This window comes from Leucobacter celer subsp. astrifaciens (assembly GCF_001273835.1).
GTDB lineage: Bacteria > Actinomycetota > Actinomycetes > Actinomycetales > Microbacteriaceae > Leucobacter > Leucobacter celer.
In genome coordinates, this window is the sequence record NZ_JHEI01000143.1 from 75153 (window position 1) to 89692 (window position 14540).

General features: G+C 68.8%; 14 protein-coding genes. 6 read left to right on the forward strand and 8 right to left on the reverse strand.

From position 1 onward, the window contains the following. Positions 1-511: 511 nt before the first annotated feature. Positions 512-703, forward strand: coding sequence for a hypothetical protein (locus AMS65_RS19520; protein WP_157502325.1), 192 nt, complete (start codon positions 512-514; stop codon positions 701-703). A 70-nt stretch (positions 704-773) separates the two neighbouring features. On the opposite strand, the gene AMS65_RS14605 is transcribed toward AMS65_RS19520, so the two are convergent. The 5 genes from AMS65_RS14605 to AMS65_RS14625 all read right to left on the reverse strand — a co-directional run bounded on the left by AMS65_RS14605 (position 774) and on the right by AMS65_RS14625 (position 5896). Beyond that, a complete protein-coding gene (locus tag AMS65_RS14605; RefSeq protein WP_053384913.1) occupies positions 774-1793 on the reverse strand; it encodes a restriction endonuclease in 1020 nt (339 codons plus the stop codon). A 227-nt stretch (positions 1794-2020) separates the two neighbouring features. Further along, positions 2021-2647, reverse strand: a complete 627-nt coding sequence (locus tag AMS65_RS14610; protein ID WP_241489466.1) for a TspO/MBR family protein — start codon at positions 2645-2647, stop codon at positions 2021-2023. A gap of 54 nt (positions 2648-2701) precedes the next feature. Then, positions 2702-3088, reverse strand: coding sequence for a DoxX family protein (locus tag AMS65_RS14615; protein WP_053384915.1), 387 nt, complete (start codon positions 3086-3088; stop codon positions 2702-2704). A gap of 190 nt (positions 3089-3278) precedes the next feature. Next, positions 3279-3620, reverse strand: coding sequence for a metal-sensitive transcriptional regulator (locus tag AMS65_RS14620; protein ID WP_053384916.1), 342 nt, complete (start codon positions 3618-3620; stop codon positions 3279-3281). Further along, the gene (locus tag AMS65_RS14625; protein ID WP_206541999.1) at positions 3617-5896 is read right to left on the reverse strand and encodes a heavy metal translocating P-type ATPase; all 2280 of its coding nucleotides are present in this window, start codon (positions 5894-5896) and stop codon (positions 3617-3619) included. The genes AMS65_RS14620 and AMS65_RS14625 overlap by 4 nt, the downstream gene beginning before the upstream one ends. A 394-nt stretch (positions 5897-6290) precedes the next feature. Between AMS65_RS14625 and AMS65_RS14630 the strand changes: the two genes are divergently transcribed. Together AMS65_RS14630 and AMS65_RS14635 are read left to right on the forward strand one after the other, a co-directional pair. Further along, entirely contained in the window at positions 6291-7706 is a 1416-nt protein-coding gene (locus tag AMS65_RS14630) for a hemolysin family protein (RefSeq protein WP_053384917.1), read from the forward strand. Continuing rightward, positions 7703-8728, forward strand: coding sequence for a CNNM domain-containing protein (locus tag AMS65_RS14635; RefSeq protein ID WP_053384918.1), 1026 nt, complete (start codon positions 7703-7705; stop codon positions 8726-8728). Before AMS65_RS14630 ends, AMS65_RS14635 begins: the two co-directional genes overlap by 4 nt. A gap of 53 nt (positions 8729-8781) precedes the next feature. Here the strand turns inward: AMS65_RS14635 and AMS65_RS14640 are convergent, their stop codons facing one another. From AMS65_RS14640 to AMS65_RS14650, 3 genes are read right to left on the reverse strand one after another with little or no spacing between them, the layout of a single operon-like run. Beyond that, positions 8782-9522, reverse strand: coding sequence for an alpha/beta fold hydrolase (locus AMS65_RS14640; RefSeq protein WP_053384977.1), 741 nt, complete (start codon positions 9520-9522; stop codon positions 8782-8784). A 5-nt stretch (positions 9523-9527) separates the two neighbouring features. Further along, positions 9528-10133 (reverse strand): TetR/AcrR family transcriptional regulator, encoded by a 606-nt coding sequence (locus AMS65_RS14645; protein ID WP_053384919.1) that lies wholly within the window; start codon positions 10131-10133, stop codon positions 9528-9530. Beyond that, complete coding sequence (locus AMS65_RS14650) at positions 10133-11014, reverse strand: alpha/beta fold hydrolase (protein ID WP_053384920.1); 882 nt, start codon at positions 11012-11014, stop codon at positions 10133-10135. The genes AMS65_RS14645 and AMS65_RS14650 overlap by 1 nt, the downstream gene beginning before the upstream one ends. A 143-nt stretch (positions 11015-11157) precedes the next feature. On the opposite strand from AMS65_RS14650, the gene AMS65_RS14655 reads away from it, so the two are divergent. The 3 genes from AMS65_RS14655 (at position 11158) to AMS65_RS14665 (ending at position 14540) form a co-directional block, all read left to right on the forward strand. Next, positions 11158-13464 (forward strand): bifunctional alpha,alpha-trehalose-phosphate synthase (UDP-forming)/trehalose-phosphatase, encoded by a 2307-nt coding sequence (locus AMS65_RS14655; RefSeq protein ID WP_075201024.1) that lies wholly within the window; start codon positions 11158-11160, stop codon positions 13462-13464. A gap of 281 nt (positions 13465-13745) precedes the next feature. Continuing rightward, the gene (locus AMS65_RS14660; RefSeq protein ID WP_053384922.1) at positions 13746-14219 is read left to right on the forward strand and encodes an SRPBCC family protein; all 474 of its coding nucleotides are present in this window, start codon (positions 13746-13748) and stop codon (positions 14217-14219) included. 99 nt (positions 14220-14318) lie between these two features. After that, positions 14319-14540 carry a hypothetical protein gene (locus tag AMS65_RS14665; protein WP_053384923.1) on the forward strand — a complete coding sequence of 74 codons (222 nt, stop codon included), beginning with the start codon at positions 14319-14321 and terminating at the stop codon, positions 14538-14540.

The following is a 14540-nucleotide window of genomic DNA, read 5'->3' on the forward strand; positions in this document are numbered from 1 at the left end:
GTGGGTCAGGTTCGGCTCCGCATTGTCGATGATGTCAAAAGGACAATTCTGAGCCGCCATGCAAAAGCCATGGAAATTGACCGTGACGACCCCGAACCAACCGGCTATACTCGGAACTGGCACAACGCCGCATCCCTAGCCGACACCAGGGAACCGTAGTCATTCGCATGGTCTCGAAATTAATCGTGATCAGGTCTTTTGATGGACGGGGTCGCAGGTTCAAATCCTGTCATCCCGACGAGAAACCCCGGTCAGAACTAGCTTCTGACCGGGGTTGTTTTCGTTTTCGGGTTGGAGTGCAGGTGACGGATCCCGAGTCTGATTGGGGCTGCGGTTGAGCCGGCTTCATTGCTGCCGGGTTCTCTCGCGAGGGCGTTGAATGGAACCTGCCAGTACGGGGCGAGCTCTCGATAGGCTCTGGACTTGCTGAGAGAAACGAGCGGCTCGTCAGATGGACGGTACTTCGGTATCCGGGTGCGCACGGGGCGTCTCCACGGCCTGCGGCTCGAGCGTGCGACACGAACTCGAGGAGAAGATCGTCGCATACATCAGTCCCGGATTCTCGCTCAACCGAATCAGCGGTGGCAACTTTGGTACAGCGTTGAAAGACATTCGTGAAAGTGGACTCAGGAAGCGCGACCTCTCGGCAACTGATGTGGAATGGGCGGCCTACTGGGCGCGGCTCGACGAGCCCGCGACGTAATCCCTCATCAGTGCCGCACCGCATCGGTGCTCAACTCCGACTGAGAACTCCGGCCAACTGCCGTGCTCGCCTACGCCTCGTCCGCAACAACCAGTACGTTCGTCAGCGGCATCTCGGCTCGCCATCTCTCGGGGAGCTTGCTGTAGTTCTCAAGCACCAACGTGACAACATCTTCGCCCGTAAGCAGTCGGAGTCCTGGGCGTTGGCGTTCGATCATCAGAGCGTCGCGGCTGTATGCACCCAATGTCACGAAGAGAGATAGCTCGCCGGGACCCTGCGTACCGACAAGTTGCTGCACCTCAGGCGCGCTGATCGTGCCAGTGCGGTGCTTGCACTGGACTTTGATCTGCGGAGGCTCCACTCCCAGAGGATCACGATGTGCGATCACATCGACACCCCCATCTTGGGAATACTGTGTGACGCGGGCTTGATAGCCCAGCGTTCGTAGCAGCGCAGCCGTAAACTCCTCGAACTCTTGATGCGAAAGATTCCTCTGCAGTGCCTCAAGCACGAAGTCCCGGGTATGGCGTTCGATGCGGGAAGCCCGAGGCTCATCAGTCGCGTCATCCTCGGGCGACTGTTCAGAGACTTGATCGATTGCTGAAGCGACCGCATCTATCGAAGGATCAATCGAGTCGAGAGCGGCTAGGAATTCGCTACTGTGCTTGCGCACCATGAACACCGTGATCGCGGAGCCGATCTCATAGAGCGAGGCTTGGGAAAAGAGTGTGCGTGGAAGGCCTACCTTTTTCCACTCGACCGACCGCCGATGACGATGAGTATGCGCTTCCTGAGCAAAGAAGTAGTCTCCGGTCACTACTCCGAGATTGATGGTGGAGTCGGGCCTATAGGGCGCGATGATCACGTCGCCCGCCCGTATCTCATCCCGGAATCGGTAGAGCACTCCTGCCTGATTGGCGATCGATCGCCACTTCGCGTCCGGATACAAGCTTGCGAGTAGCTGCTTGAGACCCTCGCGGCCATTCGGAACATCGCGGAGATCACCGATCTCATCCCAACCGAGGCTCACGAAACCCTCGTCGATGAGTTCTGAGGTGAGCGTGTCGTTGTGGATGCCCCAGATGTTCATAGTCGCCTTTCATATGAGACCAGGGTCCAGAGTTTACGGAATCGCGAAGGAAGCCCTTCGAATCAGATTAGTGGGATGGTCAGAAAACGGCGAGACAAGCGACGGAACGGAGGGGGGAGAAAATGCGCTCGTGGATGATGCAGATTCACGCCTTCCTCTTCGGCGGCGCGGTAGGCTTCTTCCCGCCCACGCGATCCGGATGAGACTTGTGCGGCAGCGGCGCGGACTCAATTGAGCGCGATGATCCCGATGTTCAGCGTCGTCGCGAAGAGCAGCCATGCGAGGTAGGGCAGCATCAGCCACGCCGCGATCCTCGACCACTGACGCGCAGCGATCGCGAGCGCAACGACCGCGCCGATGAGCGCGACGATGACTGCCAGGGCGATCCACCAGGCCGGCTCGCCGAGAACCGGATAGGCGGCGAAGAACGCCGGCGTCCACAGCCCGTTCAGCACGAGCTGCACGATGAACCACGTGAGCGCCCGGCGAGCGGCATTGGGTTTCCCGGGCCGGTAGCCCGCGCGCCAGATCAGCCAGCCCGCGCGCCAGATCAGCCAGCCCGCGAGCGCGATCAGCCCGTACAAGACCGACCAGACGGGTCCGAACACGGCATTGGGGGGATCCCACGGCACCTTCTCGACACCTGCGTACCAGCCGTCCGCATTCGATGAGGATGCGAGTGAGCCGAGGAAGGCGACCAGCGCCACGATCGCGAGGAAGGCGATCAGCGCGATCGTCTGACGGGCGATGGTCGGGCGGATGTCCATGGGTCTCGTCCCTTCGTCGTGGCCTGCCACCGTATCAATCCGCACGCACCGCCGCCAGGTCCTTGCGAATCCGTCCCAGCGCAGCACAGTGCGCATCGGCGCGCACTCCGAAGCCGCGGTGCAGACCGCCCGCGTGAGTATTCAGCGTCGGGTCGACCACCAGGCGAGCGCGACCAGGGCCGGCTGGAAGAAGAGGCGCGCCAGCCGCTTCTCGTCGGTGTCGAGGCCGAATCCGTTGCGGCGGTGCACGTACTGGGAGATGTTGCCGGGGAAGATCGCGATGAAGAACGCGGCCGCGAGCCCGCCGATTCGGCGGGCTCGTCTGCCCTGAGCGACGATGAGGGCGGTGCCCAGGGTGATCTCGGCGATGCCCGATGCCACCACGGTGGTATCCGGCTCGAGGGGGACGAAATCGGGCACCTGCGCCTGGAACTCTTTCCGGGCGAACGTCAGGTGGGATACGCCCGCCACGACGAGGGTGGTGCCGAGCAGGGTTTTCATGAAGCGTCGGCCGCGATGGGTGCTCATGGCCCCATTATGTAGGCTCATTCCGCGTGCGGCCCTTCACTCGAAGAGCCGCACGCGAAAGAGCGCCGAACCGGGAGCCGCCTCCTACCGCGCTTCGAACGATGACCCCGCTGCCGCCTGCTCGACGCAGCGGCCGGGTTCACTCCGGGCCTCGTCGGCGGTGGTGCCGCTAGGCCCGCTGAGCCTCCGGCTAGCGCACGAGGCGGCCGATGGCCTGCGAGGCCTCCCGGATCTTCTCCTCCGCGACGTCGCCGCCGACGCGGGCGGCGTCGGTGACGCAGTGCCGCAGGTGGTCTTCGAGGAGCCCGACCGCGACTCCCTGCAGAGCGCTGGTCAGCGCGGAGATCTGCGTGAGGATGTCGATGCAGTACTGCTCGTCCTCGACCATGCGGTGGATGCCGCGAGCCTGCCCCTCGATGCGCTTGAGGCGGGCGAGGTAGCGCGCCTTGTCGGTGATGTAGCCGTGAGCTCCGTGGTCGCAGGCGGATGTCTCCGGCGCTTCCGAGGGCGCTGCGGTCGAGGTGTCGGTCACGGTGCTTCTTCCTTCTTCTGAGGGCGGGCGAGGATCGTCCGCGTGCTGGTCTCGGGGCGCAGATCGAGTCTGCGCAGAAGCTGCGCGTTGAGCGCGACGATGACGGTGGACAGCGACATCAGGATCGCTCCCACGGACATCGGCAGCACGAATCCGATTGGCGCGAGCACGCCGGCCGCGAGCGGGACCGAGACGAGGTTGTAGCCGGCGGCCCACCAGAGGTTCTGCTGCATCTTCCGGTACGCGGAGCGGGACAACTCGATCACCGACAGCACCGAACGCGGATCGTCGCCGGCGAGGATGACCCCGGCGGAGGCGATCGCCACGTCGGTGCCGGCGCCGATCGCGAGGCCGACATCGGCCTGCGCCAGGGCGGGGGCGTCGTTCACGCCGTCGCCCACCATGGCGACGCTTCTGCCCTCGGACTGCAGTTCCTGCACCTTCGCGGCCTTGTCCTCGGGACGCACCCCGGCGAAGAAGCGGTCGATCCCGAGCTCATCCGCGACGGATCGGGCGACGGCTTCCGCGTCGCCGGTGATCATCGCGACCTGCACGCCGAGGGCGTGCAGCGCGTCGACCGCCTCGCGCGATTCCGGGCGGACCTCGTCGGCGAGCTTCAGCGCGCCGATCACCCGACCGTCCCGAACGACGTGGAGGATGATCGCCCCCTCCGCTCGCCACCGATCGGCGGCGGGGAGCTCTTCGGCGTGCTCCTCCGAGAGGAGATGCGGCCCGCCCACGCGGATCGACGAGCCGTCGACGGTGGCGGTCACCCCCACGGCGGGCGACGACGAGAAGTCGCGACTCCCGGGCACGCGCAGCCCCTTCTGCTCCGCCGCGCGCACGATCGCTCTCGCGAGGGGGTGCTCGCTGTCGGATTCGGCCGCCGCGGCCAGCGCGAGCAGGCGGTCGGGCTCGATTCCGGTCGCCGTCGATACCTCGGCGACCGTGGGCTCGCCTTTGGTGAGGGTGCCGGTCTTGTCGAACAGCACCGTGTCGACGGTGCGCATGCTCTCCAGCGCGAGCCGGTCCTTCACGAGCACACCGCCGCGGGCGGCGCGCTCCGTCGCGATCGATACGACGAGAGGGATCGCGAGCCCCAGCGCGTGGGGGCAGGCGATCACGAGCACGGTGATCGTCCGCACCACGGCGTCATCGGGCTGCCCGACGAGCGTCCACACGATCGCGGTGAGCGCGGCGGCGCCGAGCGCGAACCAGAACAGCCACCCGGCGGCGGTATCGGCGAGCCGCTGCGCGCGCGAGGACGAGTTCTGCGCCTCGGTGACGAGGCGCTGGATCCCGGCGAGAGCGGTGTCGTCCCCGATCGCGGTGACCTCGACGCGCAGGCCGGAGTCGGTTGCGACCGTGCCCGCGGTGACCGAGTCCCCGATCCCGCGCGCGACGGTGCGGGACTCGCCAGTGACCATGGACTCGTCCAGGGAGGCGCGCCCGTCGATGATCCGCCCGTCGGCGGGAATGCTGCCGCCGGGGCGCACGACGGCGATGTCGCCCACGGCGAGATCCGACGGCGCGACCACGACCACGCGATCGCCCTCGACCCGCTCGGCCTCGTCGGGGAGCAGCGCGGCCAGCGAGTCCAGGGCCGAGGTCGTCTGCGCGAGGGATCGCATCTCGATCCAGTGCCCGAGCAGCATGATCACGATCAGCAGGGCCAGCTCCCACCAGAAGTCGAGCTCGTGATGCGTCAGCCCGAGGCTCGCGGCCCACGAGGCGATGAACGCCACGGTGATCGCGAGCGCGATCAGCAGCATCATGCCGGGGCGTCGGGATCGGATCTCACTCAGCGCGCCGACGAGGAACGGCCGTCCTCCCCAGAGGTACATGACCGTGCCGAGGACCGGCGAGACCCAGGGCAGGCCGGGAACGTCGGGGAGGGTGTAGCCGAGGAGCATCGCGAACATGCCCGACAGCGCGACGGTGGGGACCGCGAGGACGAGCATGATCCAGAACAGCCGCCGGAACTGGCCGACATGGTCGCCGTGCCCGGCGTGACCCATGTGCCCGTCGTGCGAGTCGTGCCCCGAGTGGTCGATGTGAGTGCCGTGACCGGTGTGCTGATCGTTGCCGCCGTTGCCGCCGTTGCCGCCGTGGCCGCTGTGGCTGCTCTGCCCGGCGTGAGCGTGATGCTCCTCTGCGGACGCGGGCGGCAGCTGCTGCTCCTGCTCCTGCTCCTGCGGGTGAGGCGCGGGGCCGTCGGTTGCGTGCTCGGCCGGAAGGGGGTCCGGGTGGTGGTGCTGGTGGTGGGACTGGCTCATCGTCCTCTCCTCCGTCTCCGAATCGAGTATCCGCGAGAGCGACGGTTTCCTCAACGATATACCCAGTGGGGGTATTCCCGCAGAAGTCTCCGGATCGCGGTTTCGACTCGTCTGGGGCAGTGGCGCCACCGCGGATCGCGCAGAATCGCTGGCGCGATTTCTTTCAACCGCTCCGTGATCGCTCGACCGGCGGCACCCGGCCTGCCTCCCTGCAGACGGGATTGCTAGGATGAGTCCACCTTTCGGCGTACGAGACACAGGGAGTGATACCGAACTTGGGGTCAACCGCGGTTCAGGGGTCGTCGTCCGACGACCCCGGTGACAGTTGCAGGGAAGCAGACAGTCCGCATTCGGGTCGTGAGCGGCCTCGATCCGTCCAGGGGGTGACCCCCGCATGGGCACCGCAGTGCTGATGCTGCTGATCGGCATCGTCCTGATCCTCGTCATCATCGCGGTGAACGGGTACTTCGTGGCGCAGGAGTTCGCCTACATGTCGGTCGACCGCTCCCGACTCGCCGCGCGCGCGGACGCCGGGGACGTCGCTGCGAAGCGGGCGCTCGCGGTGACCAGACGCACCTCGTTCATGCTCTCCGGCGCTCAGCTCGGCATCACCGTCACCGGCCTGCTGGTCGGGTACGTCGCCGAGCCGCTGGTCGGCGAGTCGCTGGGCGTGCTCCTGGGCGGCCTCGACATCCCGCTCGCCCTCACCGTGTCGGTCACCACGGTGGGCGTGCTCGTCGCGGCGACGATCGTGCAGATGATCTTCGGGGAGCTGTACCCGAAGAATCTCGCGATCTCCGCCCCCGAACCGCTCGCGCTCGGCCTGGCGCGCTCGACGCAGGTGTACCTCGCCGTATTCGGCTGGCTCATCGCCGTGTTCGACATCGCGGCCAACCTCTTCTTGAAGCTGCTGCGCGTGGAGCCGGTGCACGACATCGACTCGAGCGCTTCTCCCGAGGATCTGAAGCGGGCCGTCGCCGACTCCCGCGAGAGCGGAGACCTGCCCGAGAACCTGTCGATCCTCATCGATCGGGTGCTCGATTTCCCCGCAGCCGACGTGGAGCACGCGATGACGCCGGGCTCCCGCGTGGCGACCGTGTCCTCACAGGCGACTCTGGCGGAGCTGCGCTCGCTGATGGCTCACTCCCACAGTCGGTACCCGGTGGTCGACGACTCGGGTGAACCCGTCGGGGTCGTCGAGCTGGTGGATCTGCTGCGCACCGGCGAGCCGGATCGCGCGCCGGTGACGACGATCATGCGTCGACCGCTGATGGTGCCCACGCTGATGGCGCTGCCCGACGCGCTCGAGGACATGAACCGCGCGAACGCGCAGCTTGCGTGCGTGATCGATGAGTACGGGGGCTTCGCGGGCATCCTCACGACCGAGGACGTGGCCGAGGAACTGGTCGGAGAGATCACGGACGAGCACGACGCCGCGCGCCCCTCGGAGATGGTCGAGGAATCGCCCGGCGTCTGGCGAGCCGACGGCGGGATGCACCTGGATGAGGTGCGCCGCGTCGTGGGGCACGAACTGCCCGAGGGCGACTTCGAGACGCTCGCCGGTCTCGTGATCGCGGTGGCGGGCGACTTCCCCGAGGTCGGGGAGACCGTCCGAGTGCCGCTCTCCGACGACCCCGCCGATCTCCTACACGATCACCCTGTGCGGCGGGAGCTCGCCGTGGAGGTGCTCTCGGTCGTCAGGCACGTGCCCGGTGCCGTGCGCGCGACCCTCGTCGAGCTCGCCGCGAACGGCGACACCGACGGTGTCGGCGACAGCGACGATGCTGACGGGCAGGAGGGCGAACGATGACCGATTCGCCTGTGTTCGTGGCCGTCTCGACCGCGCTGCTCATCGTGCTGAGCGCCTTCTTCGTGGTGATCGAGTTCTCGCTGCTCGCGGCCCGCAGACACCGCCTCGAGGACCAGGCGCGCACCAGACGCACCGCCCGTGCGGCGCTGCGCGGTATGAACGAGCTCACCATCATGCTCGCGGTGGCCCAGTTCGGTATCACGATCTGCACTTTCGCCCTGGGCGCGATCACGAAGCCGGCTGTGGATCAGTGGCTCGGCCCGGTCCTCGCCGCGTGGGGCGCCCCGGCCTGGCTCGCCGATACCGGCGCCTTCGTGCTGTCGCTGCTGTTCGTCACCTTTCTGCACCTCGTGATCGGCGAGATGGCGCCGAAGTCCTGGGCTATCGCTCACCCCGAGCTCGCGGCGAACATCATCGGCGTGCCCGCCCGCGGCCTGGCCTGGCTGCTCCGGCCGATGCTGGTGTGGATCAACCGGATCGCCAACCGCCTCGTCGCCGCGAGCGGCTACGCCCCTGCCGAGAACCGGGCGCTCGGCGGGCAGGACATCGATACGATCCGGCAGCTCGTGGAGCACTCGGCCGCGGTCGGCACGCTGGATGACTCGTTCCGCACTCAGCTGGCGCACGTCTTCGAACTGGAACGCCTCCGCGTCGGCGACCTGCTGCCGGTGGGCCCGTGGCGCCCGACCTCCGTCGCCGGCGCAGCGACGGTCGGGGACGTGCGTGCGGCCGCTGCCGAGTCCGGCCACCTGCGCATCCTGGTCGACCGCGTCGGTGAGACGCCCGGCGTGATCCACGTGCGCGACGTGCTGCTGGAGCCCGCGGAGCGGGGGATCGGCGAGTTCACACGGCCGGCCCTCGTGCTGGACCCCGCCAAGCCGGTGTACGAGGCTCTCACGAGCATGCGCGAGGCGGGGGAGCAGTTCGCCGTGGTGATGCGCGACGGCGAGTTCGACGGGGCGATCACCATGGCCGATGTTCTGCGTCGGGTGTTGCCGGGCGGGGAGGAGCTCAAGCTGTAGGAGCGCGGTCCCGCGGGTACACCGCCCCGGGATCCCGCTCCGGCGATCCCGCGTTACGCCTGCAGCAGCCAGCGGCGCAGTCGCCGGGCCAGCCACTCCGGCCGTTGCAGGGGGAGGCCGTGTCCGGCTCCGTCGACGATCTCGCGCTCGCCGCGGGGGAGCGCGTCGTGCAGCACCTCGACCGAGGCGCGCATGAATCGCTTTTCGCGCGATCCGGCGAGGATCAGGGCGCTGCCGGGGAACTCGCTCCACCCGGTGGGGACGGTGAAGCGGATGTTCTCGCCGACGGCGGCGAGGAGGGTCGACCGCGAGATGCCTGCGGAGGTGCGCAGGTAGTCGTCGATGAGCTCCGGCGGGACGAAGAGCTCCCTGGCCTGGAGCCTCGCGAACCACTCCCGCTTCGCCAGGCCCGCGGTCGCTCCGAGCAGCGCGAGCGTCAGTCGGGGTGCGGGCGTGGGGACGGCCTGGGCGCTGATGACGGCGACCCGATCCACGAGCTCCGGGTGGCGCGCCGCGAGCAGCACCGCCAGCTGCGCGCCGAGCGAGAAGCCGATTACCGCAGCGGGCGCTGATCCGGTCTCTGCGAGCAGCGACGCCAGCTCCGACACCGTGCGGTCGTGGGATCGGTACTCCTCGTCGGCGCTGCGGTCGTGGCCGGGCAGATCCGGCACGAGCAGCCGCCACCCGCTGCCGAGATGGTCGATTGTCGAGTGCCACATCCAGCCGGCTGCCCCGCCGCCGTGCAGCAGGAGCACGGGGCGGCCGTGCTCATCGCCGAGAGTGCTCAGGTGCATGTTCGTCATTCTCCGTCCGGCGCGCGGTGGTGGGGAGGTTCGAAGGTCTCGGCCATGCGGCCGAGCGCGTCGATGGAGCCCCGAAGCTGCGACGCGTCCAGCGGGCCGAGGATCCTGCCGGCCGAGAGCAGGCCGATCGTGGCGCTCGACAGCGCCAGGGCGAGATGCTCGGGATCGATGTCCGCCTCGAGCCCTCCGCGCCGCTGGAGCTCGCGCAGCCACGCGACGACCCCGGCGTGGCGCGAGCGGTAGCGGCCGTCGGCGACTGTGTCCACGTGACTGCCGAGCACCCCGCGATCGTCGAGGAACGCCGCGGTCATGAGCCGGTCCTCCAGCAGCACGCGCACGGAAGCTCTATACGCCTCGCCGAGGGGAGGGTGCTCGCCGAGTTCCTCGGCGAGCCGGGCGCGCATGCGCTCGGTGCCGCGCAGCAGGAGCGCGTCGAGGATGTCCCGCTTGCTCTCGAACTCGAGGTAGACGGCGCCCTTGCCGATTCCGGCCCGCGCGGCGACCGCCGCGACGCTCGTCGCGTCGAAGCCGCGCTCGAGCGCCAGCTCCTCGGCCGCGTCCAGGATGCGCCCGCGCCGGTTCGGCAGCAGCGGCCGGGGCATCAGTCGAGCCCCCTGAGGAAGCCGAGCAGCGCAGGAACGACGAGGTCGGGTCGATCCCGCTGCACCCAGTGCCCGGCCCCGGGCACCGGGAGCAGCTCGCCGCGGGGGAGCAGCTCCGCAGCGGCGCGCGCACGCGCGATGGGCACCCCGCCGTCGCGCTCGCCGTGGACGAAGAGCACGGGTGTGCGGATCGCATGCAGCCGGCTGGTGTAGTCGGTGCGCAGGCGGCTCCGGAGCACCTGATCGCGCTGCCACTGCCCGAAGGCCCGCAGGCCCCCGCCCGCCGCGGCCTCGGCGACCACTGCGCTGACGAGCTCGGGAGTGCGCGCGGTGGGATCGCGCACGATGGAGCGCAGCCCGCGCTCCATCGCCGTGGCGCTGCGGGAGTAGGAGCGCGTCATGGCATCGAGCAGCCCGGTGCGCAGCAGCAACCAGGTGGCGAGCTGATTCGCGGCGCTGAGGGGGCCGTCCGTGAGGCGCGGCATGATGCCGAAGGTGCCCAGCAGCATGGCTCCGCGGATGCGTCCGGGCCTGTCGAGGAGGTGGCCCAGCGCGAGACCACCGCCGAGGGAGAGGCCCCCGACGGCGTAGTCGCCCAGCCCGAGCTCGTCCACCAGTGCTCCGACGTGCTGGACGAGTCGGTCCTGCGTCAGCGGCCAGGCCGCGGGCGGGCTCTGCCCGAAGCCCGGATGGTCGGGGGCGACGACGCGGTAACCCGCGCGGGCGAGTGCCGGCCCCGTTCCGCCCCACGAGAGTTCGGCGCTGTCGGCCCCGCCGCCGTGCAGCAGCAGGACGGTCGTACCCGTCGGCCGATCCGGGATCCACTCCAGGTAGGAGACCGTCGTTCCGGCCGCATCGACCGTCGCGCGTCGTGCATTCATCAGGGCACCTTCCGTTGTGACCATACTACTTCATCTGGTCACAACGCGTGATTTGCCTCGTAACGCATCGACACCATCGTCACGGGGACCCCGGAGCGTCACACAGGCTCGCTAGACTGCGAGAAAGAGCCGCTGGAGGTGCCATGACCGATTTGAGGAACATGACCGGAGGGCGCGAGCTCGTGATGGTCTCCAACCGACTGCCGGTCGACCGGGTGATCGCCGAGGACGGGAGCACATCGTGGCGCACCTCGCCGGGCGGCCTGGTGACCGCGGTCGAGCCGATCGTGGAGCAGCTCGGCTGCCTGTGGGTGGGATGGGCCGGAAGCACTGACGAGCGCATCGACCCGTTCGAGATCGGATCCATGCGCCTGGCGCCCGTGGAGCTGAGCGGCGAGGACGTCGAGATGTACTACGAGGGCTTCTCGAACGGCACGCTGTGGCCGCTCTACCACGACGTCATCGCCCAGCCCGTGTACCACCGCGAGTGGTGGGACCGCTACCGGCAGGTGAACCGCCGCTTCGCCGAGCGGGTGGCGCAAGAGGCGGCGGAGGACGCGATCGTGTGGGTGCACGACTACCAGCTGCAGCTGGTGCCGGCGCTGCTGCGCGAGCTGCGCCCCGACCTCACCATCTCGTTCTTCCTGCACATCCCGTTCCCCCCGAGCCGCCTCTTCGCCCAGCTGCCGTGGCGCAAGCGCATCGTGGAGGGACTGCTGGGCGCCGACGTGATCGGCTTCCAGCAGGTCACCGACGCGGTCGCGTTCCGCACCACCGCCGAGCGGTTCACCCGCGCGCCCGCGCTCGGCAACACCGTCGTCGTGCCGGCGACGGTGGACAGCCCCTCTCGAACCGTGCTGGCGCAGGAGTTCCCCATCTCGATCGACGCGGACGCCTTTGCGGACGTGGCCGCCCGGCCGGAAGTGCTTCGCCGTGCGCAGGAGATCCGCGAAGAGCTCGGCAGCCCCAAGACGCTGATGCTCGGGATCGACCGGCTCGACTACACCAAGGGGATCCGGCACCGGCTCAAGGCCTACAACGAGCTGCTGGCCGACGGTGAGATCGACGCCGGGGACATCGTGTTCGTGCAGGTCGCCACGCCCAGCCGGGAGCGGGTGGAGGCGTACCGCCAGCTGCGCGACGAGGTCGAGGTGACCGTGGGGCGCATCAACGGCGAGCACGGAGCGATCGGCCGCGCACCCCTCGTGTATCTGCACCGCGGCTTCACGCGCGACGAGATGGTGGCGCTCTACCTGGCGGCGGACGTGCTGCTGGTCACCCCGTTGCGGGACGGCATGAATCTCGTGGCCAAGGAGTACGCCGCCTGCCGGGCCGACGAGCAGGGCGTGCTCGTGCTGAGCGAGTTCGCGGGTGCCGCCGACGAGCTGCGCGATGCGCTGCTCGTGAACCCGCACGACATCGAGGGGCTCAAGGCCGCGATCGTCCGAGCGGCCCACATGCCCAAGGAGGAGCAGCGGCGGCGCATGCGCTCGCTGCGGCAGGCCGTGCACCACAACGATGTGTCGCACTGGGCCGCCGGCTATCTCGGCGCCGTGCAGGCCGCGGCGGAGTCGCGCCAGGTCGGTCCGAGCGGCGAGCGCACGGAACCGATCCAGGTGGGCGCCGCGTTCGTGCCGCGCAGCATCGACGACCGCGTGCGCAGGCTCGCCGCGTCGCCGGCGCTGATCGTGGCGACCGACTTCGACGGCACGCTCGCACCCATCGTGCCGCGGCCGCAGGACGCGAGGATCCTGCCCCGCGCTCAGCAGGCGCTCGACGTACTGGCCGGCTCGCCGGGGACGAGCGTCACCCTGCTTACCGGGCGCTCGCTGGCGGGGCTCGCGGAGACCGGTCTCGACATCGACGCCTGGATCGTGTCGGGCTCCCACGGCTCCGAGCTGGTGGGCGTCGAGGCCGGAGAGAACGATCAGGGGAGGTACGGCAGCGAGGAGAGCCTCGAGGGCGGCGCACTCACCGAGGACGAGAGCCAACGGCTGGAATGGTTGGCGCGCCGCTTCGAGCGCGTGCTGGGCGAAGAGGCGGGAGTGCGTCTCGAGCACAAGCCCTTCGGCCTCGCGGTGCATACGCGGGAGGTGCCCGACCGCGACCAGGCCGTCGAACTGCTCGCCGCGGCGGTCGAGCTGGGCACGACCGCGGGCATGCACGTGCGCGAGGGCAAGGAGGTGCGGGAGTTCTCGGTGCGGGCTGCCGACAAGGGATCGGTGCTGCACCGGATCCGTGCGGCGCTGCCGCCCGGCCCGGTGCTGTTCCTGGGCGACGACGTGACCGACGAGGACGTCTTCGCCGTGCTGGGCCCGGACGATCTGGGGATCAAGGTGGGGCCGGGCGAGACCGCGGCGAGTGAGCGCGTTCCCGATCCGGAGACCGCGGCGGCGGTGCTGGCGCTGCTGGCCGAGCTGCGCACGGGGATCGTGATCGGCTCCGAGTAGCTTCGCTCCGGGCTCCGGGCTCCGGGAGCCAAGCCTCGTCAGGCTACGCGCCTCAAAGCCTGGAATCCAGACCTCGTCATTCTGCGCGCAGTCGCAGAATCCATCGTGGTGGATCCTGCGACTGCGCGCAGGATGACGGGGGTGGTGTTCTGCGCGCAGGACGACGGGGTGCCGGGGCGCCTACCCCGTGCGCGGCTGGGAAATCAACCCCGCTGACACCCGATGCGTCGGCCCATACGCTCGGAACCGACCTTGCAGTCGGACGAGTAGGAGGCGACACCATGCACACCGTGACGAGCGACATCGACATCGGACTCCCCGTGCGCACCGTCTACAACCAGTGGACCCAGTTCGAGGACTTCCCCGCGTTCATGTGGGGCGTGGAAGAAGTGCGGCAGATCGACGAGACCAGACTCGCCTGGCGCGTTCGCGTGGCCGGAGTCGAGCGCGAGTTCATCGCCGAGATCACCGAGCAGAGCCCGGACGAGCGGATCGCGTGGAAGAGCGTCGAGGGCCCGCAGCAGGCCGGAGTGGTCACATTCCACCGGCTCGACGACGACCAGACCCGGGTGCGGCTGCAACTCGAATGGGAGCCCGAGGGTTTCGTCGAGCAGGCCGGCGCTCTGCTCCAACTGGACGACGCGCAGGTGGGCGCCGATCTGCGCGAGTTCGCCAGATTGCTGGAGACGAACGGCTTCGAGACCGGGGCCTGGCGCGGCGCCATCGATCGACCGGGCGATCCGCTCCCCGGCTGAGACTCCCGCACCCCGCAGCCGTGACCGGCGCCGGGTGCGAAACCCGGTCGTGCGCGCCGGGACAGCGACGATGAAGCATCCGAGGAGAGGCGAGGGATCATGGCCGAGTTGTGGGAGCAGAACGAGGAGATCGACGAGAACGAGGAACTCGTCGCGACCGATCATCGGGATGAATCATCCGAGATCGTGACCCCGGAGGAGGAGCAGGCCGTCGAGACGACGGCGAGCGATCCTCGCGAGGCGCTCCAGGAGCTGGGGGAGGACGTCGCGTCTTCGCCCGCGAGACGAGGGCACGAGGGCGATCAGGAGCCGGGGGAGTAG

Excerpts from the sequence above, each read along its gene's own strand:
- AMS65_RS14640 (WP_053384977.1), bottom strand. The coding sequence starts at position 9,522 with ATGCACCTGAGCACTCTCGGCGATGAGCACGGCCGCCCCGTGCTCCTG.
- AMS65_RS14650 (WP_053384920.1), bottom strand. The coding sequence starts at position 11,014 with ATGAATGCACGACGCGCGACGGTCGATGCGGCCGGAACGACGGTCTCC.
- AMS65_RS14655 (WP_075201024.1), top strand. The coding sequence starts at position 11,158 with ATGACCGATTTGAGGAACATGACCGGAGGGCGCGAGCTCGTGATGGTC.
- AMS65_RS14665 (WP_053384923.1), top strand. The coding sequence starts at position 14,319 with ATGGCCGAGTTGTGGGAGCAGAACGAGGAGATCGACGAGAACGAGGAA.
- AMS65_RS14645 (WP_053384919.1), bottom strand. The coding sequence starts at position 10,133 with ATGCCCCGGCCGCTGCTGCCGAACCGGCGCGGGCGCATCCTGGACGCG.
- AMS65_RS14660 (WP_053384922.1), top strand. The coding sequence starts at position 13,746 with ATGCACACCGTGACGAGCGACATCGACATCGGACTCCCCGTGCGCACC.
- AMS65_RS14605 (WP_053384913.1), bottom strand. The coding sequence starts at position 1,793 with ATGAACATCTGGGGCATCCACAACGACACGCTCACCTCAGAACTCATC.
- AMS65_RS14635 (WP_053384918.1), top strand. The coding sequence starts at position 7,703 with ATGACCGATTCGCCTGTGTTCGTGGCCGTCTCGACCGCGCTGCTCATC.
- AMS65_RS14625 (WP_206541999.1), bottom strand. The coding sequence starts at position 5,896 with ATGAGCCAGTCCCACCACCAGCACCACCACCCGGACCCCCTTCCGGCC.
- AMS65_RS14630 (WP_053384917.1), top strand. The coding sequence starts at position 6,291 with ATGGGCACCGCAGTGCTGATGCTGCTGATCGGCATCGTCCTGATCCTC.
- AMS65_RS14615 (WP_053384915.1), bottom strand. The coding sequence starts at position 3,088 with ATGAGCACCCATCGCGGCCGACGCTTCATGAAAACCCTGCTCGGCACC.